Below are 18,478 nucleotides of genomic sequence, written 5' to 3' on the forward strand. Positions count from 1 at the left end.
AACGCTAAGCTCACATTAATGGAGAATTTACATGGCTTTTGAACTACCCCCGTTACCATATGAAAGAAACGCTCTAGAACCGCATATTTCTTCTGAAACTCTTGATTACCACTATGGTAAGCATCACGCTACTTATGTAACTAAACTAAACGGTTTAGTTGAAGGTACTGCAATGGCTGATATGTCATTGGAAGATGTGGTTAAGCAATCAGACGGCGGTGTATTTAACAATGCTGCACAAATCTGGAACCACACATTTTACTGGAATAGCCTAAGCCCTAATGGCGGCGGCGAACCAACTGGTGCGTTAGCTGATGCTATCACTGCCAAATGGGGTTCTTTTGACGACTTCAAAGCAGCCTTCAACGACAAAGCGGTAAATAACTTTGGCTCAAGCTGGACTTGGTTAGTAAAAACTGCTGACGGCAGCCTAGACATCGTTAACACTAGCAATGCTGGTACTCCAATCACTGAAGAAGGTGTAACACCGCTTATCACAGTTGATTTATGGGAACACGCATACTATATCGATTACCGTAATGTTCGTCCTAACTACTTAGGTGGTTTTTGGGCATTAGTTAATTGGGAATTTGCGGCAGCGAATTTCGCATAAGTTTTAGTTTAAAAGCTAAATCAAAAAAACCAGTCAAATGACTGGTTTTTTTATATTCAAAGATAATCTCGGGGCTAAAGCACCCGACTACAAATTTATCGTTAAATCACATTGAATAACAACCTGTAGCACGGCCTTCAGACCCTGGATTTATTGGCTTCATGCAGATCGAAAGCCCCCCCCCCCACACAGATTCATCGTTAAATCACATTGAATAACAACCTGTAGCACGGCCTTCAGGCCGTGGATTTAATGGTTTTTACGCAGTTAAAAAACCTCGCCTACAAGGTGGCTGCCAAGCGAGTTCCTTGATTGATAGCGCGTTTTGCGTCTAATTCTGCTGCTACATCTGCGCCACCTATCAAGTGATATGGTTTATTAAGTCCATCGGCTAATTCGCGCAGCGGATCTTGGCCTGCGCAAATAATCACGTTATCGACATCTAAAACTTGAACTTCATCGTTTACTTTAATGTGTAAACCTTGATCATCAATTTTCAAATATTCTACACCGGCTACCATATGCACACCTTTGGCTAACAAACCTGCACGATGAGCCCAACCTGTGGTTTTCCCTAAATTAGCACCGACTTTAGTGGTTTTACGCTGCAGTAAATAGATTTCTCTGCCAGAGGCACTAGGTTGAGGTTTCACTCCCTCTACGCCGGCTCGTGCATTAAAAGTCATGTCGATTCCCCACTCTTTCATAAAAGCAGGAATATTTTGACTGGTAGATTCCCCTTTATGGGCTAAATATTCAGATACATCAAAACCAATGCCACCAGCGCCAATCACCGCTACCGAATTGCCCACCGGTTTCTTATCACGAATAACATCTAAATAACTTAGAACCTTGGAGTGTTCCACACCAGGAATTTGAGGGGTTCTAGGTTTAATACCAGTAGCAATCAATACTTCGTCAAAGTCACCGCTATTTAATAGCTCAGCATCTACCCGAGTATTCAATTTCACCTCAACGTGATGCAGCTCTAATTGTTTTGAAAAGTAGCGAAGGGTTTCATAAAACTCTTCTTTTCCTGGTATTTGTTTAGCAATATTGAACTGCCCGCCAATTTCACTGGCACTATCAAATAAGGTTACCTTATGACCTCGTTGGGCAAGGGAAACTGCAGCTGCCAATCCGGCCGGTCCCGCACCAACAACGGCCATATTTTTAATCACATCTGCTGCGACTATATTAAGCTCAGTTTCATGACACGCTCTAGGGTTTACCAAACAACTTGTATCTTTACCTTCAAATACATGATCTAAGCAGGCTTGGTTACAACCAATACAGGTATTGATTTCATCGGCGCGATTCTCCATGGCTTTGACAACAAAATCGGCATCCGCCAGAAACGGTCTAGCCATAGAAACCATATCCGCATCGCCGCGAGCTAGCACCTCTTCTGCAACCTCGGGCGTATTAATTCGATTAGAAGTAATCACTGGAATATTTAGCGCGCGGCGAAACTTTGCAGTTACCCATGTAAATGCTGCACGAGGAACTTTAGTAGCAATGGTGGGAATTCGCGCTTCATGCCAACCGATACCAGTATTAATGATGGTTGCGCCGGCTTTTTCTACCGCAAGGCCCAACTCCACAACTTCTTCGTAAGTTGAACCACCCTCCACTAAATCGAGCATGGATAGTCGATAAATAATAATAAAGTGTTCACCCACAGCTTCTCTAACACGTCTAACCACCTCAATGGGAAGACGGATTCTATTGCTGTACTCTCCGCCCCACTCATCATCACGGTGATTCGTTCGGCTAGCTATAAATTGATTTAAGAAATAGCCTTCAGAGCCCATTATTTCGACCCCGTCATAACCGGCTTTTTGTGCTTGTTTGGCGGTAAATACAAAGTCGTCGATTTGCTGTTGGATTCCAGCTTCATCTAACGCTTTGGGTTTAAATGGATTAATTGGCGCTTGAACCGCCGAGGGAGCAACGAGCTTGGGATTATACGCATAACGTCCTGTATGCAGTATTTGCATACATATTTTACCGCCTTCAGCGTGCACAGCATCAGTGATAAATTTATGTTCGGCTATACGTTTATCACTGTCGAGTAAATTAGTTTTCGCATGGGTTGCTCCTACTTCATTTGGTCCAAACCCGCCGGTGACAATCAAGCCAACACCGCCTTTTGCCCGTTCTCTGAAAAAGGCAGCCATACGAACATGGCCATTTTCGGCCTCTTCAAGCCCCGTATGCATTGAGCCCATGATGACTCGGTTCCTTAGCGATGTGAAACCCAAATCAAGGGGTCTAAATAAATTCGGATAAGGTGCACTAACTTTTAAATCTGCGGTCATTGTTTTTTGGTCCTGTATTAAATTTATTTGTTGGTCATCATCGAGCTTTTATCCAGAAGCTCGGCATATTGCGGCATGCGTTTTTGCTGTTGCGATGCCATGGCTTCTTGAATATCAGGCATTTGGAACATGCCAGACTGCCATGTCGCCATATAGGTAAGACTGTCTTGAACACTGTGATCTCGGGTGTAATTAATCATCTCTTTACATCCGGCAACGGCCATAGGTGAATTCATGGCGATCTTTTGCGCGATTTTCATCACAGCGTCTAGCATCGATTCTTGATCTTCAAATACTTTATTGACAAAACCTTGGGCCATCGCCTCTTCAGCACTCCAATTTCTGCCGGTAAATGCCAGCTCTCTAACTAAACCTTGAGGAATTAAATGCGGTAGACGTTGCAAAGTACCAACATCGGCGGTCATGCCAATTTCAGTTTCTTTGATAGTGAAATAGGTGTCTTGGGTGCAATAACGGCAATCTGCGGCGCAAATCATATCCACAGCGCCACCAATAACCCCACCTTGGGCTGCAACTAATACCGGCATTCTTACTTGCTCAAGGGCATTAAATGAATCTTGCAACTCCAACACTGAACGTCTTAGTCGTTCAGCTCTTCGGGCAGGTTCTCCGCTAAAATCTTTGGCCATTTGGGTAAATACTGACAAATCCATACCCGCACTAAAGTGCTTTCCTAAAGCGGAAATAACAATCACTCTCGCTGCCGACTCATGATCTATTCGTCGGACAGTTTCTGGTAATTCATGCCAAAATTCGGGGATCATGCTGTTAAGTTGCTCTGGTCGAGACAGCTGTATGTGCGCAATATGATTTTCTATTGATACAGTTAACGTGGTTAATTGTGAAAAATCTAAATTTGTATTTGAGTTTTCCAAAACGATTTTCTCCAAGATGGTACACAGGTAATAAGTAAAGCACGCCTACCTAATTGAGGCTGTTTAGTTAGCTTATGCGTACCTATAAATTGGATGAATTCCTCAAAGGAACGCTTAAACTTACCTTATCTAGACAATGTCAAGATAAGGTAAGATGTTGACGCTGTCAAGATCTATGATAAAGTGCACGAATGACCGATAAAAAGCCTCTCAAAGCCCGTTATCACCACGGTGATTTGCGCACAAGCCTTATACTTACCGCCTCCTCAATGCTCAAGGCGCAGGGAGTAGAGAGCTTGTCATTACGTAAACTAGCTGATCAGGTTGGTGTTTCGCGCACAGCGCCTTATCACCATTTCAAAGATAAAAATGAGCTTTTATGCGCGATAGCGGAACAAGGTTTTAGCCATTGGAAGTTACAACTGGATGAAATATTTGAAAATCCGAATTTAAATGAAAAACAGAAATTAAGGGCATTTATTCACGGCTATATTAGTTATGCTGCTGAAAATCCAGAGTTGTATGATTTAATGTTCGGTAGAACAATATGGAAACAAAACAGCGCTACTGATTCGTTGAAAGACATCGCCTACCCAACATTTCAATTTCAAGTGAAAATGACCCGTGATTGGCAACACAAGGGATTATTACCGGCTAGTTTAGATACGCTGCGCTTATCCCAAGTTACTTGGGGGACTATTCATGGTATTGCAAGATTATTAATCGATGGAATTTATGCAAACGCCAGTCATATTGATGAGATGTGTGAAACAGCTTTACAAATGTTTGTATTAAACAGCCAAGATAGTGATTAATTATAGTGACAATTGGTACTGCTGTTTTATCATATCGGCCGCTTTTTCAGCGATCATGATAGTCGGAGCATTGGTGTTACCACCTATTAAACTTGGCATCACTGACGCATCAACCACACGCAGGCCTGTTATTCCCTTCACTTTTAGCTGACTATCTACCACCGTCATGGGATCTTCAGTGTTGCCCATTTTACAAGTACCAATGGGATGATAAATGGTCTCTGCCCGTTTACGTAGATAAGCTAATATTTCTTCATCTGATTGTGCAGCAATACCTGGCCCGATTTCACGGGAACCGTACTGATTAAATTCACTCGTTGCCAATAATTCACGGGCTTTGCGAACGCCATCAATCATTACAGCTATATCATCTGGATGGCTTAAATAATTTGGGTCGATAATCGCCGGAGCCAATGGATCTGATGATGCCAACCTTATTTCACCTACGCTTTTAGGATATAAACAACAAACATGGACACCATAACCATATCCAAAAGCGGTGCTACGACCATGATTCAATAAAATTGCTGGTAAAAAATGATATTGCAGATCGGGACGGTCGGTAGCATATTTGGATTTAGCAAACCCACCTGCCTCGGCAATGTTCGATGTCATTAATCCTTTACGTCCAAATAAATATTGAAATACTGATTTGATATACATAGGTAATGACGGCAGCGCTACAGCGTAACTTTCTCTGGCTTCACATCGCTGCTGGACGATAGCATCCAAATGATCTTGTAAATTCTGCCCGACACCAGGTAAATCAACGTTAACCTTTATGCCATGTTCAGCCAGATGCGCTTTAGGGCCAATTCCAGATAACATGAGTATTTGCGGGCTATTGATAGCTCCGCCACAAAGCAGCACTTCTTGCTTCGCGTTAAGCTGTATCAATTTGTCTTTTAAATGTAATTTAACTCCAGTAGCAACACCATCATCAACAACAATATGTTCCACTTGTGCATGGGTGAGCACGGTTAAGTTAGAGCGTTGTAAAGCTGGTTGCAAATAGCCTTTTGCACTAGAACATCGTTGCCCATTTACTTGAGTTACTTGATAAAAACCTAAACCTTCCCGTTCTTCTCCGTTGAAGTCTTGTAGAATTGGCATGCCCACTTGTGCGGCGCTTTTAACAAAAGATTGGGATAATTTGTTGGTGTGGCGTAGGTCATTAACATGCAACAACCCCTGATTGCCATGATTGTCACTGCCACCGTGTTGTTGCCGTTCAGATTTAATAAAATAAGGTTTAACTGACTGCCAATCCCACCCTTGAGCGCCTTGGGCTTGCCAGTCATCGTAGTCTTTCTGATCACCGCGTATATAACACATTGCGTTTATCGAACTAGAACCGCCTAAGGTTCTACCACGAGGCCAATATAACTCTCGATTGTCTAAGTTAACCTGTGACGCGGTATTATAATTCCAGCCGACATTTTTAATTCTTGAAAGCAATGACAAACCAAAGGGAATATGGATCAAAGGATTGGAGTCTTTTCCACCCGCTTCAAGCAGACAGACCTGAACATTGGGATTTTCACTTAGCCGAGAAGCCAATGTGGATCCAGCCGAACCTGCGCCAATAATAATAAAATCAAATTGGGTCTGTTTTAATTCATGCATGTCGGCTTCTACTTCAAAGGTTTTTTAGTTAGTTACAACTACGAATAAATAGTTACTTAAGTTCACAAAGCTAGTCAACTGCTCTGATGTCATACCAGTCAGTTTACCAAAAAATAAAATGGGTTGTTACTTTAATGTACAAATGAAATGAAATAAATAACGCCAAACTTGACATTAAAAGCCTCTCACCTTCACACTTAGTGCTGGATAATGATGAATAAGTTAACAACTACGTGGCAGAAACACTTAGAAAACGGTTTTCACTAAAACTCAATAAGTTCATTGCTAAATGGATGATCAAGCTAGGCAAAATAAGCCATGTAGATTATACCGTCGAAGAGTTAAATGATTTGGCAAGGCCACATTTTCCGCAACACCTAGACGTCGACGTCCCTGTGGGTAAAGGCACATTTACCATTCTTGAGACAGAAATAGACATTCCACGCAATAGTAATACCGTAAAGGTACAGCTTTATTCAAGCTTAGATATTGATGCGGTTAGCAATCCACTTTATCGCGCGCATTTGCTAATTGTATTGGATATGACACCCAAATATGATGCTGAAAATAAGACTGTGACTATCGACTCACTAGAATTGGATTCAATTAGGTTGATTAATGACGAATATGCGTTACTTAATGATTCGAAGCAACTTCTCGATCTAGTAATGCCTAGAAGCGTACAAAATTTAATATCTGGTACCTTCAAATCGGCTTTAGGCTTAATGACTGCGGGAAGTTCAGATATTGCCTCTGATTACTTGCGATTATATTTATCAGGAAGCAAACAACGGGTATTGGATTACCACAAACCGCAGATTATTAAGTTACTAGATGAAACAAAACACAACCCAGAATTTGTCTATAAACTGGACGAAAACGATTGGCAAGAAGCTTTGTTCATCCAACATGGCCAATCAGTTTGTGTAGAGCAACGTTGTGTCAGGTTTAAATTCTAAGCAGACTTTTTAGCTGTATTTTCTGACTCCAAGTGGTCGTGATCGGCTTCTTCATCATAGACCTCATCATCCACAATCGACAAGTCGGTTTGACGCACACGTTCACCAATATCGTCAATGTTCAAAGACGGATCATCAATACACCTTTCCAACATCTCAAAAGCTTCGGTGAAATAAACAGATAAAGTCTCCAAAGATTTTACGTTTTTATCACAGCAAACAATCCCCACATTTGCAGTTCCTGCATAGGTAATTAAAGTGATATTTACGCCTCCACCAGGGGTCATCGTTGAAATGGGATAACAGGCCAATAATTTGCTGTCTTTTAAATAGCGCACATCTGTTGGGCCAGGCACATTGGAAATTAGAATATTGGCGATAGGACGCACAAAGTCAGACAGCCGCAACATTTCAAATATCAATGAGTAAGACTGTATTAGCACAGTGTAATAACTGAATGCTAAGGGTCTGGAGCGCTTTGCCGCGCGTTTTACAATACGATGATTCTCGATGATTTGGCGCAAGCGTAAATAAGGATCATTTTTACCGTGAGCCAAGCGCACAGGCACGATAGCTATTTTGTTCCCCGCGGCCTGATCACCAGGTTTTCGCAGGTTGATTGGCATATTAGTATAGAGCGCTTTTTTGAAAGTGTGTCCTCTATCCATTAAAAATCGATGAACCCCAATATCAAAACAGCAGAGTAAAATTTCATTGGCAGATGCTCTGGCACGCTTACTCAAACCTCTAACTCGAGCAAAGTTTAAGTCTACCGTGGACACCACTCGACCTTTCTTAACTTGGCCAGTTAATATGGTTTTAGTGCCAGAAAAAGGCAAAGGCATGTAGGTTGAGTTGATGCGGGTTAGCTTCATCAATAGACGCAAAACGATATAGAGTAAGTCAAACACCACCATAAACAGTTCAAATGCGCCACCAAATACTAAGGTGAAAATACCTAGCTTACGGCGTTTGCGGCTTCGTCTTTGTGCCGCCCAAACCGGAATAAATGTTTCCGTGTTCTTTTCCGCCAGATAGCCAGCTTGGAACCAACGAATTAACGTTGCCCCATCACCATACAGATGATGGACTTTGGCATAAATCGCATATTCTTTATTCTTATTGTCAGTAATAAAGTGATACTGCCAAAGAGGTTTATCACGCTCCAGCCATTCTTCATGCAATTTGGCAACAAATTTATGCAGCGCTTCTTTGTCATTAACGTCGTCAACCACATGGTACTTGACGTGATAATCCATATCTAACTTGTCAATTTCATTGAGGCCGATAGGAAAACCCATAAACGTTTTAACCGTGCCATTGAAGGGACTAACGCCTTTATCGAATTGCTTCACCTCATTACACAGGTTTTCAACGTATTGTGGGGAGGCATCTTCTGGCATTTCCAAAAGCTGTAAACTTGCGACATGTTTTGGATTATCTTCAGACTCAGTAATCCAAAATGTTTTGTCGAGAAATGAAAGTTTTTTACTCAATCTCAATATTCCTTAAACGTACGGATTCTTAGGAAACGCCTAACCCACTGACCAAAGTTTGGGTAGCAATTGCTTCTTGTAAATGATGCAATTCCCCAGGTGGCAGGTTTATATAGGGCAATACAGCAAATAGAATGGTCGCTAGTCCCTTATACAAATGCGTCTCATCGCTGATATTTTGACCTTTTAATGCATAATAGTTCGCTGATTGAGTAAAGACTAGACCAACCAGCTCGACAATTTGAATTCCTTGGTGAAAAGTGGCTTTTAAACTGCTATTTTGAATAAACGACTTAATTAATTTTTCTATACTCCTTTCTTGCGAGAGGATAAGCAGTTTGAACTTCTTGGCAACCGTCGGATAATTTTCAGCAAGATTAGCTTGATTATGAAACAGAAATTGAAAATGATGACCTTTTTCTAAAATTACGTATAGAAAATAAAAAAACTCTTCAATACTTAAATCTTTGTTGGTAGCAGAATTAAATGCTGTATCTATTTGATTTTTATATAAATCAAATAACGCGGCCACTATCATTTCCTTGCCTTTGAAATGATAATATAAATTACCGGGGCTAATATCTAATTCAACCGCAATATCAACACTACTGACATTACTCTCCCCGTGTTGGTTAAATAAATCCAACGAAGTGACTAGTATTTTCTCTGCCGTTTTCATAGTGATCAACCAAAGTTAGTCGAACGATTTACTCTTTCTTGCCAATACGATAATTAAATTACGCTAGGATATGCGGTAGCGTATAAAAATATGACAAAATTAATAATACCCATCATTTCATAACCCGTTGTGAACATACAAGTGCTACGAATGAAATAACGCTTTATTTATTTGTATCATGCTTTCGGTAAATTATGTTTACTTTCTGGTCATTAATATTATTATTTATCCACAGCATAGCAAATATCAAGACTGGTAATTGCGCAGTTCAATAATATAGTAGAGCGAAAATGGTTCCTGTTTCGCCAATCCAAATCCAGAGGCAATCCCATTGATAAGAGTACTATTTAATAAAAAAGGTGGAGTAGGCAAATCCAGTTTAACCGTCAATCTAGCGGCCATTTCAGCTCACCACGGTTTTAAAACCTTATTGGTAGATTTGGATACCCAATGTAACAGTACAGCCTATCTAGACGCCATTAAAAAAGACGATGATTGCACTATTGCCAATCTATTTGAACAAACCATTACATTTCATTTGCACCGCAAACCAGCGAAGGAATTTTGTCAGCCAACAAAAGTAACAAACTTGGACATTATTGCCGGTTCAGCACGTTTGTCGGAATTAGAAAGTGAATTAGACAGTAGGCATAAAATCTATAAGTTAAAAGAAGCACTAGAAACGCTTAGCACTGAGTATGATCGCATCTACATTGATACCGCGCCCGCGCTTAACTTCTATAGTCTATCAGCTCTCATTGCCGCTTCCCGCTGCTTGATACCTATAGATTGTGATGATTTTGCCAGACAAGGCTTGTACAGTTTGCAGCAAAAAATCGCCGAAATAAGAGAAGATCATAACCCTGATTTAGAAATCGAAGGTATTATTGCCAACCAGTTTATGAGTAACGCCAATCTGCCAAAACAAATCATCAATGAATTAATCGAAGAAAATTATCCAGTCTTAGCTGAGTACGTTTCCCAATCAGTTAAAATGCGCGAATCTCATCAGGCTAAGTCCCCACTTATAGAAATGGCCCCAAAACACAAGCTAACCCTATCTCTGGTAGGTATATTTGAATTAATCGAAAAGACCAAATAAGTAGAATCGGAATCTGTATTAAATTAAGTAAAGTTGCATAAATCCGGCAATCATACCCAGCACAGCACCAACCACAATTAATTTCCATTCGTCTGCTTGGTAAGCAGGACGCAATACACCTTCGAACTCTTCTGGGGTTAACAATTGCATTCTAGCGCATAGATCATCGCCAACTCTCAGTGCATCATTGGCATATTCATAGGCGTACTGTAAATATTTATCAGAACTGTCAAAAATCAACTGCACAGCTAACGCTTTCATTCGGTAATACTGCTTAGAGCCAACACCCAACGCAAAATAAGGTTGGGCAATAGCAACATATCGTTCAATAGCATCGTTTACATGTAATTCTATCAGTTCGAGTAACTGCTCTGATCCCGAACCATGGAGCACAATTTCTGTAATATTTTTCGAATTAATAAGCTTTTTTTCAATAATTTCAGAGTAAACTTCTGAGACTTCTTTTTGACGTTTTAAAAACATTCCTTGGAATGTGATTCCAAATAACCGAATTGGTTGTTTAGGCTCGAATATTATCTTAATTGCGATCCAATTGGTTGCATAACCCACAATCAAGCCGCCCAAAGGTAATATCCACCAACTCTGAAACCAATACCAGAAGGCCATAGTGGGTAACCCGAATAAGAAACCGAAATAGAGCCCTGAACGTTCAATAAATGGAAATTCTTTTTCACCAGATTTAAGAAATATTTCGTTGATTAGTTCAGGTTCATTGACTAAATGACTCACCACTAACTCTTTGATATCGAGAATTTCTTCCACATTATGTTGGAAATCATCGATCATTTTAGTGACCATATTAGGAATGTCAGCTTCAACGCGCTTGTAAACCAAATTTTTGGCTTGTACAGGCATGGATGCCCATATTTGAGGAGCAGACTCCTGCATCACTTGATTAATCACTTTGCGCAAAACTTGTTTAAGTCGGCGTTGTATAGAGGCTGTCATTTTGTCAGCCTCAATTCTTCCTGCAAGTTCCTGCACACTGAGCAACTTGCCTAAAACCAGTTCCACTTCAATTTCAGCCATTTCCTGGCGTTTCATAGGAATGAGTCCCTGCCAGCCGAAAAACGGACGGATACCAATAAATTCTATTGGATAAAACATCATTTTGACTGCTAGAAAGTTAGTTGCCCAACCAACAATCCCGCTGGTAATAGGAATCAACAACAGCAAGTAATTTTCTAAAATCCATTGCATAAGTGGCGTGGATGCCTTTAATTTATTAAAAAGGAATAAATAACAATTTAATCCGTGAACTCACTCTACAAAAAAGCAAATTAATAGTCACAGCTAAGTAACGGGCTTACTACCCTACTCCATCAGGCTAAACTTTGCGATTACAATGGTCAATCAAATTTGTGCCATTGACAGCAAATTATACATTCTCAAACAAAATCTCTTTGTAAAATAGTTGAAACGCCCAATTCTACTAAATTGGGTAGCACTTTCTAAAAACTTAAGTTATTAATAATCTCACACTAAAGGATACTATTAATTGGTTAACCATAGTGTTAGCGTTTAGTAATACTAATGTTAACGTTTAGCAACAATAGCGTGGTGTTAAAGATTCGAAAATTAGGGTTTGAATTGAACGAATTTACAGACCCTTATGTTTAAAAGTTGTATTTAATTAAACTAGGTGGTCCAAATGGCGTACCGTAATTCGCTTACTGATTTAGAAGCTGCAATTAATCATGCAGATAGTTATGAAGAATATAAGGAAGCTTGCCAAGAACATGATGAATTGTCTGGCGCGGAAGAATGGAAGGCAAAGGATACCTGTAAGGAATATGACTATCGTCTAATTCGTAAACGGGTTCAACGAATTAAGTTGGCGCGTTCTCGTGGTGATGCATTAGGCTTGATGTCCATTTTACACGAAGGTATTCATGGCAATTTAGGCAATATTGCTAATCCTGCGATGAAAAACCACAGTAAAATAGGTACCAAGTATTTAATTCAAGAATTTATCGATCAAGTATGTGAGTCATTAGATTTTATATACCATGCAAACGAGTCTGAAATCGACTTTTACGAAAAATTGTCATTTTTTGATGAAACAGCCCATGCCTTTGGCAAAAGTTGCTTGATGTTAAGCGGCGGTGCTGGGCTTGGATTTTTTCATGGTGGTGTCGTTAAATCACTTACTGAGCATGACTTGCTGCCAGATGTAATTTCAGGCGCTAGCGCCGGATCTATCATCGCAAGTCTTATTGCCACCCGTACCAACGAAGAACTCAAAGTCGCCTTAGAGCCACAAAATATCTACGAAAATTTTAGTAATTGGAGAATTTGGCAAGGTTTTGGTCAAAATAGTTTAATGGATAGCACCAACTTAGAAAATGCATTCATTGAACTCTTTGATTTGATGACATTTGAAGAAGCTTTCAAGAAAACTGGACGACATGTGACTGTTACCGTGTCGCCATCTGATTTGCACCAGTATTCACGTTTGCTCAATGCTAAAACGTCACCTAACGCAATTATTACCCAAGCGGTTAGAGCATCATGTGCCATTCCATTGGTATTTAGTCCAGTGCAATTAAAAGCGAAACAAGCAGATGGCAAGATTGTTCCATACATACCTAACCGACGTTTTGCAGATGGCTCATTGATGGCTGACATGCCATTTAAACAACTCGCCCGCTTATATGGGGTAAACCATAGTATTGTTAGTCAAACTAATCCCTTAGCCGTACCTTTTTTATCTCGGGACAAAAAAGATAGTCGAGGAATAGGAGCCTTAACTTGGCGCCACTTAGCTAACATTACCAAATTGAATAGTATTTACGCATTTGATGTTTTAGAAGGTATGACTTCTCATAAAGGCGCAAAACTGGGAATACACAAGTTGCGTTCAATCATAGATCAGCAGTATGTAGGTGATATCAATATTTTACCTAAACGAGGATTCGCAAGTTTAAAACATATCTTAGCCAATCCGTCGTTACGCAGTATTGAAAAACTAATTTCAAGTGCAGAAAGAGCAACCTGGCCACAAATAGATCGGATCAAACGTGATACCCAAATTAGCAAAACATTCGGGAAATACTTGAAGTTGCTTAAAGCCAGAGAAGAACGAGTATTGACTCAACACAATGGATTGAGCTTAGTCAACAACTCTAAATCGGCGTAAACACAGTGGTAGAAGGAAGAACAAAACAGTTGTTCGCGGATTATGGCTGAAAGAATGTAAAAATTTGGCACATTTGAACTCTCATTTGTGCCAAGTAAATTCTGTTGCAAACAGCATAGGTGTTTAATCGCAAATGCATTTGTATGTGGAATGAGTAACAAGAAAGCGAGAAAATGCGCTTAAGTACAACATGTCGTCAGCACTTCTTTAAAAAGCCACTAGTCAGCTTTGGTGGTAAAGACAATGCCGCTTATACAACGCGTATGTCCTATACAAAGACATCAAATTCAACTGAGCAGTGTGTAAGACCCAGTGCAAATCACCACAACGCCAACTCATCTCAACTTGTCGCAAGTTTGTTATAATCTGGCGTTATAGATTGATGGTCATCAAGACCGAGTAGTTATTCTACTATTCTTTATCTGCATCTGCAGCCGGCTTTTTAGCTGCTGGTTTACGAGTTCTTGTCGTCGTTGACGTTGTCTTTGCTGGCGTTTTAGCTGCATCTGAGGCAGGTTTAGCACTAGCAGTCTTTTTAACGGCAGGTTTACGTGTAGTAGCAGTTTTAGCGGCAGTTGTCTTAGTGCTCGCTTTAGCAGCAGGTGTTGCCGTTGATTTTGCAGCACTTTGTTCAGCTGCTTTTTTCTGAGCAAGTTTTGCGACAACATCAATTAGGTTATCAACTTTGTTAGAGAGTATTTCTAGTTGAATTTCGCGACTATGACTTTGCATGCCCAATTTCGCCTTGAACATATCAATTTTGCTTTTTAACATCGACTTCCCCTTAAATATTGGGCTGTGTTCTAGTTTAGCTTTGATTTCCGCTTCTACCGATTCACCGCGTATAATCAGGTCCTGTACTAAAGCATTGCCGTCTGTATAGAGTTTGTCCAGTGCATCTGTGGATTTATTTAAACTTTCCCCATATGCGCCAACACTAGCTAACCAGGATTTACGCCCAGTTTCTTCAACAGATTTTATCGCTTTCATAACTCCCCCGACTTAATTATCCAAGTACATATATAAAGTGTTCAGGTACTGTAGACCTTAATTAAGGCCTACAGACAATCCTGAACTTGATAACATTACTTAGCAGCTAATTTTGCAACAGCGTCAGTTAATGCATCAATTTTTGCAGAAAGTTCTTCTACTTTGTCTTCTGAACTTGAAGAATCTAAACCTAGTTTTTTACGAACTTCAGTTACACGTTCTTCAACATTAGTTTTAGCTTTGATTTTAGCTTTAGCTTCAGTTTCTAAAACTTCACCTTTTTCAACTAACTCTTCAAATACTTTACCTGCTTCAGATGTCAACTTCTCATATTGACCTTGAGCTTCATCGAAACTCTTACCGTAAGCACCTAAACCAGCTAACCAGATTTTACGTGCAAAATCTTCAGCGTCTGAAACTTTACTTTTGATTGCGTCTAATTTAGTCATGATTATTTCCTCGATTTGTTGACTGTGAACAAGATTAACGATCTAAATTAGAAAGCGCATACTAAAGTCCTAAAATAATAAAAATTAATTTAGGACTTTAATGCAAAGCATTGATTTATGGTGTTTTTAAATTACCAAGTGAAGTCATAAAGGTTTACATTTTATGCAAACTTTTGCCAACTAGATAACGCGGTGATTTGAATGTCTAATAACAGAGGTTACAAAAAAATTGATTTAATCGACTAAGTCATTGGGCATTTCAGCACGAATTTCATGCCAAATTTTGCCAGACTCGATACCATACTCACGAACAACAGAAGCAACGCCTGCAAAATCACCAGTATCGGCCAACTCCATCAACTTTTGATAATAGTTGCGAGATAACTCTCGGGATTTGGGACAAGAAAAATAGTAGCCTCCAATTCGCGAGTATAGACCTCTAAAACCATTCATCATTAACACATATACTTTATTACCAGAGGCAAACGCCATGTCGTGATTAATGCGATAGTCATACAAAGCAAATGCGGCACCATCTTCAGGAATGTCTGGGAAGCCTTTGAGGATTTCCTTAACTCGCTGTGCATCATTTTTAATTGCACCACGAATAAACACAGCGCTTAAATTTGTTCTCGCGGCTAATAAGTGATCGACTAACTCAGAAATCCCGTCTTGGTCTAATCGAGCCAATGTTTCAAGGATGTTTAGACCTGAGGTTTCCCAAAAATTATTTACTTTAGTCGGTTTACCATGTTGAATTGTCAGCCAGCCATCTCGAGCTAGTCTTTGCAATACTTCACGTAACGTTGTGCGAGTCACACCAATAAGTTCTGACAACTCTCTTTCTGCTGGTAAGATCGTCCCAGGCGGAAATCGTCCACTCCATATTGACTCAACAATATATTCTTCTGCAAATCCAGCTGGACTTTGTGCCTTGTAAATCATGCAACGGCTCTCTTATTATCGTTTTAATGTCATGTTGATAACTGATTGTACCAGATGAATTTTATATGGAACAATGAAAGTTTAACAGCATGTTAAATATTTAATAGACTTTATCAGTCGCAAAGCTGCACAATATCTGTTCAAATAGAATCAATTCACTGATTAACAACAGATTTACCTTGCATTTATTGCCCTGACCTTTTAAAAATGAAGACATAAATAAATGCAATCGCACTTAAAGTCGATGAGTAAAAGGATTCCCATATGCAAGTTTCTATGACTCAAGCCATTTACAAAAACTTTTTAGGCCATGCTCCTGATTGGTACAAACAAGTTATTGTTGGATTTTTAATCTTAAACCCAATTCTATTTTACTTTGTTAGTACCTATATAGCTGGCTGGGTTTTAGTTCTGGAGTTTATATTCACCTTGGCAATGGCATTAAAATGCTACCCATTACAACCAGGGGGGTTACTGCTGATCGAAGCCCTCTTCATTGGAATGACATCGCCTTCCCACATGTACCATGAGATAACCGTTAATATTAGTGTGGTGTTATTACTGGTATTTATGGTTGCGGGTATTTATTTTATGAAAGACTTGCTGTTGTATTTGTTTACTAAGCTCTTGATTAAAATAGAAAATAAACGAGCGTTATCGTTAGCTTTTATTATCGCATCGGCGTTTTTGTCGGCGTTCTTAGACGCCTTAACAGTTATCGCGGTCATTATTGCTGTGGGGTTAGGCTTCTACAGCATTTACCATAAAGTCGCCTCAGGAAAAGATTTCAACAATGATCACGATCATTCAAGTGACGACGAAATAGGCCAACCAAGCCGCGATGATTTAGAGAATTTTCGCGCCTTTCTTCGCAACCTAATGATGCATGCAGCTATAGGTACTGCCTTAGGTGGAGTGATGACTATGGTTGGTGAACCGCAGAATTTAATCATTGCAGAAAAAGCATCTTGGGGCTTTGGTGAGTTTTTTGTGCGCATGTCTCCTGTGACAATTCCGGTGTTCTTCTCGGGACTGATTACCGCTTATGTAGTGGAAAAGTTTGGATGGTTTGGATATGGCGCTAAGTTGCCCCCTGTTGTGCGAGGCATATTAAGTGATTACAACACGCAAATGGACAAACAACGCACCAAGTTAGATACTGCTCGACTTTTTACTCAGGCATTAATTGGTATTTGGTTGATCATTGGTCTTGCACTGCATTTAGCAGAAGTGGGATTAATTGGTCTTTCGGTCATCGTTTTAGCGACGACCATGTGTGGTGTGATTGAAGAGCATTCAATTGGTAAGGCGTTTGAAGAAGCGCTTCCTTTTACTGCGCTGCTGTGTGTCTTTTTTGGCGTTGTGGCGGTAATCATAGATCAAGGTCTGTTTACGCCGGTCATTAACTATGTTCTGACCTTTGAGGGTAAAACACAAATGGTGATGTTTTACTTAGCCAATGGGTTGTTGTCTATGGTGAGTGACAATGTGTTTGTTGGCTCGGTATATATAACCGAAGTCACCACTGCATTAAAAAATGGCCAAATTACCCGTGACCAATTTGATCTATTAGCCGTTGCGATTAACACAGGTACGAATTTACCCAGTGTTGCGACCCCCAATGGACAAGCTGCATTTTTATTCTTATTAACCTCTGCCATCGCGCCGTTATTGCGATTATCTTACGGTACTATGGTTTATATGGCATTCCCATTTACGATTGTCTTAACCTTAGTAGGATTGGCTGCGACTTATTTTGGATTGCAGGAATTAACAGACGTTTTATATGATTTGCACTGGATAAATCACCATGTTCCAGATGCAGAAGTTGGCGCAGCTAGCACCCACTAATAATTAGGTTAATTTAATAAACATGAATGTATTTGTATTCTTTGGCGACATGGCTTCAACACGATGGGCTTGGTTGACGTTGTTGCTATCTGCTTTAGGCTTAATTGTGGCAGCTCTATTTTTTCAATATGGGTTAGATTTAAAGCCGTGCATTATGTGCATATATCAACGAACAGCAGTGTTTGGCCTGCTGTTCGCTGGGCTACTACCTACCCTAAGAAATAATCTCATAACACGATTCATAGGTTTTGTGACTTGGGGGGTCTCTGCGATTTGGGGAATGTTTATCGCCATTGAACATGTGGGGATACAGAACGAATCAAATCCATTTTTTGTTTCCTGTGAAATTGTTCCCAATTTCCCAGCTTTCTTGCCGCTGCACAATTGGCTACCTAATATGTTTGCCGCTACTGGTGATTGTGGCAATATTGATTGGGAATTTATGAATATGAGTATGCCTGAATGGATGATTGTTGTATTTGCAATTTATACAGCGGTTTTTTCTATTGTATTATTTAGCCGACTATTTACCCGTAGAAGTTTTTAGCCGAAACAACTTGAAATCGATTAACTAGC

Annotated in this window: 16 protein-coding genes; 7 read left to right on the forward strand and 9 right to left on the reverse strand. The window is 40.0% G+C overall.

The window, feature by feature from the left end; translation table 11 throughout:
• Nucleotides 1-31: 31 nt before the first annotated feature.
• Nucleotides 32-613, forward strand: coding sequence for a superoxide dismutase (locus Q4567_RS09285; RefSeq protein ID WP_216050336.1), 582 nt, complete (start codon nucleotides 32-34; stop codon nucleotides 611-613).
• Between the two features lie 281 nt (nucleotides 614-894).
• Here Q4567_RS09285 and Q4567_RS09290 read toward each other — a convergent pair whose 3' ends face one another.
• Nucleotides 895-2,934: an NADPH-dependent 2,4-dienoyl-CoA reductase gene (locus Q4567_RS09290; protein WP_216050335.1), complete on the reverse strand. Its 2,040-nt coding sequence runs from the start codon at nucleotides 2,932-2,934 to the stop codon at nucleotides 895-897.
• Nucleotides 2,935-2,957: 23 nt separating this feature from the next.
• The gene (locus tag Q4567_RS09295; RefSeq protein ID WP_216050334.1) at nucleotides 2,958-3,830 is read right to left on the reverse strand and encodes a crotonase/enoyl-CoA hydratase family protein; all 873 of its coding nucleotides are present in this window, start codon (nucleotides 3,828-3,830) and stop codon (nucleotides 2,958-2,960) included.
• Nucleotides 3,831-4,021: 191 nt separating this feature from the next.
• Here Q4567_RS09295 and Q4567_RS09300 point away from each other — a divergent pair, with 191 nt between their 5' ends.
• Nucleotides 4,022-4,645: a TetR/AcrR family transcriptional regulator gene (locus Q4567_RS09300; RefSeq protein ID WP_303500183.1), complete on the forward strand. Its 624-nt coding sequence runs from the start codon at nucleotides 4,022-4,024 to the stop codon at nucleotides 4,643-4,645.
• Here the strand turns inward: Q4567_RS09300 and Q4567_RS09305 are convergent, their stop codons facing one another.
• Complete coding sequence (locus Q4567_RS09305; protein ID WP_303500184.1) at nucleotides 4,646-6,271, reverse strand: GMC family oxidoreductase; 1,626 nt, start codon at nucleotides 6,269-6,271, stop codon at nucleotides 4,646-4,648.
• Between the two features lie 233 nt (nucleotides 6,272-6,504).
• On the opposite strand from Q4567_RS09305, the gene Q4567_RS09310 reads away from it, so the two are divergent.
• The gene (locus Q4567_RS09310; protein WP_216050332.1) at nucleotides 6,505-7,230 is read left to right on the forward strand and encodes a DUF1439 domain-containing protein; all 726 of its coding nucleotides are present in this window, start codon (nucleotides 6,505-6,507) and stop codon (nucleotides 7,228-7,230) included.
• On the opposite strand, the gene Q4567_RS09315 is transcribed toward Q4567_RS09310, so the two are convergent.
• Both Q4567_RS09315 and Q4567_RS09320 read right to left on the reverse strand, forming a co-directional pair.
• The gene (locus tag Q4567_RS09315) at nucleotides 7,227-8,726 is read right to left on the reverse strand and encodes a wax ester/triacylglycerol synthase domain-containing protein (protein WP_303500185.1); all 1,500 of its coding nucleotides are present in this window, start codon (nucleotides 8,724-8,726) and stop codon (nucleotides 7,227-7,229) included. The genes Q4567_RS09310 and Q4567_RS09315 overlap by 4 nt on opposite strands.
• Before the next feature lie 28 nt (nucleotides 8,727-8,754).
• Nucleotides 8,755-9,405, reverse strand: coding sequence for a TetR/AcrR family transcriptional regulator (locus Q4567_RS09320; RefSeq protein ID WP_216050330.1), 651 nt, complete (start codon nucleotides 9,403-9,405; stop codon nucleotides 8,755-8,757).
• 331 nt (nucleotides 9,406-9,736) lie between these two features.
• Here Q4567_RS09320 and Q4567_RS09325 point away from each other — a divergent pair, with 331 nt between their 5' ends.
• Nucleotides 9,737-10,507, forward strand: coding sequence for a ParA family protein (locus Q4567_RS09325; protein ID WP_216050329.1), 771 nt, complete (start codon nucleotides 9,737-9,739; stop codon nucleotides 10,505-10,507).
• Between the two features lie 18 nt (nucleotides 10,508-10,525).
• Here the strand turns inward: Q4567_RS09325 and Q4567_RS09330 are convergent, their stop codons facing one another.
• Nucleotides 10,526-11,728 carry a DUF445 domain-containing protein gene (locus Q4567_RS09330; RefSeq protein WP_216050328.1) on the reverse strand — a complete coding sequence of 401 codons (1,203 nt, stop codon included), beginning with the start codon at nucleotides 11,726-11,728 and terminating at the stop codon, nucleotides 10,526-10,528.
• Between the two features lie 451 nt (nucleotides 11,729-12,179).
• Here Q4567_RS09330 and Q4567_RS09335 point away from each other — a divergent pair, with 451 nt between their 5' ends.
• Nucleotides 12,180-13,667: a DUF3336 domain-containing protein gene (locus tag Q4567_RS09335; protein ID WP_216050327.1), complete on the forward strand. Its 1,488-nt coding sequence runs from the start codon at nucleotides 12,180-12,182 to the stop codon at nucleotides 13,665-13,667.
• 411 nt (nucleotides 13,668-14,078) lie between these two features.
• Here the strand turns inward: Q4567_RS09335 and Q4567_RS09340 are convergent, their stop codons facing one another.
• From Q4567_RS09340 to fadR, 3 genes are all read right to left on the reverse strand, one after another.
• The gene (locus Q4567_RS09340) at nucleotides 14,079-14,657 is read right to left on the reverse strand and encodes a hypothetical protein (protein WP_303500187.1); all 579 of its coding nucleotides are present in this window, start codon (nucleotides 14,655-14,657) and stop codon (nucleotides 14,079-14,081) included.
• A gap of 95 nt (nucleotides 14,658-14,752) precedes the next feature.
• Complete coding sequence (locus Q4567_RS09345) at nucleotides 14,753-15,106, reverse strand: phasin family protein (protein ID WP_216050325.1); 354 nt, start codon at nucleotides 15,104-15,106, stop codon at nucleotides 14,753-14,755.
• A gap of 234 nt (nucleotides 15,107-15,340) precedes the next feature.
• Nucleotides 15,341-16,051, reverse strand: a complete 711-nt coding sequence (fadR, locus tag Q4567_RS09350; protein WP_216050324.1) for a fatty acid metabolism transcriptional regulator FadR — start codon at nucleotides 16,049-16,051, stop codon at nucleotides 15,341-15,343.
• Between the two features lie 264 nt (nucleotides 16,052-16,315).
• Here fadR and nhaB point away from each other — a divergent pair, with 264 nt between their 5' ends.
• Both nhaB and dsbB read left to right on the forward strand, forming a co-directional pair.
• Nucleotides 16,316-17,902, forward strand: coding sequence for a sodium/proton antiporter NhaB (nhaB, locus tag Q4567_RS09355; RefSeq protein WP_303500189.1), 1,587 nt, complete (start codon nucleotides 16,316-16,318; stop codon nucleotides 17,900-17,902).
• A 22-nt stretch (nucleotides 17,903-17,924) separates the two neighbouring features.
• Nucleotides 17,925-18,449: a disulfide bond formation protein DsbB gene (gene dsbB, locus Q4567_RS09360; RefSeq protein ID WP_216050322.1), complete on the forward strand. Its 525-nt coding sequence runs from the start codon at nucleotides 17,925-17,927 to the stop codon at nucleotides 18,447-18,449.
• The last annotated feature ends 29 nt before the right edge of the window (nucleotides 18,450-18,478 follow it).

The organism is Aliiglaciecola sp. 2_MG-2023, assembly GCF_030548145.1.
GTDB lineage: Bacteria > Pseudomonadota > Gammaproteobacteria > Enterobacterales > Alteromonadaceae > Aliiglaciecola > Aliiglaciecola lipolytica_A.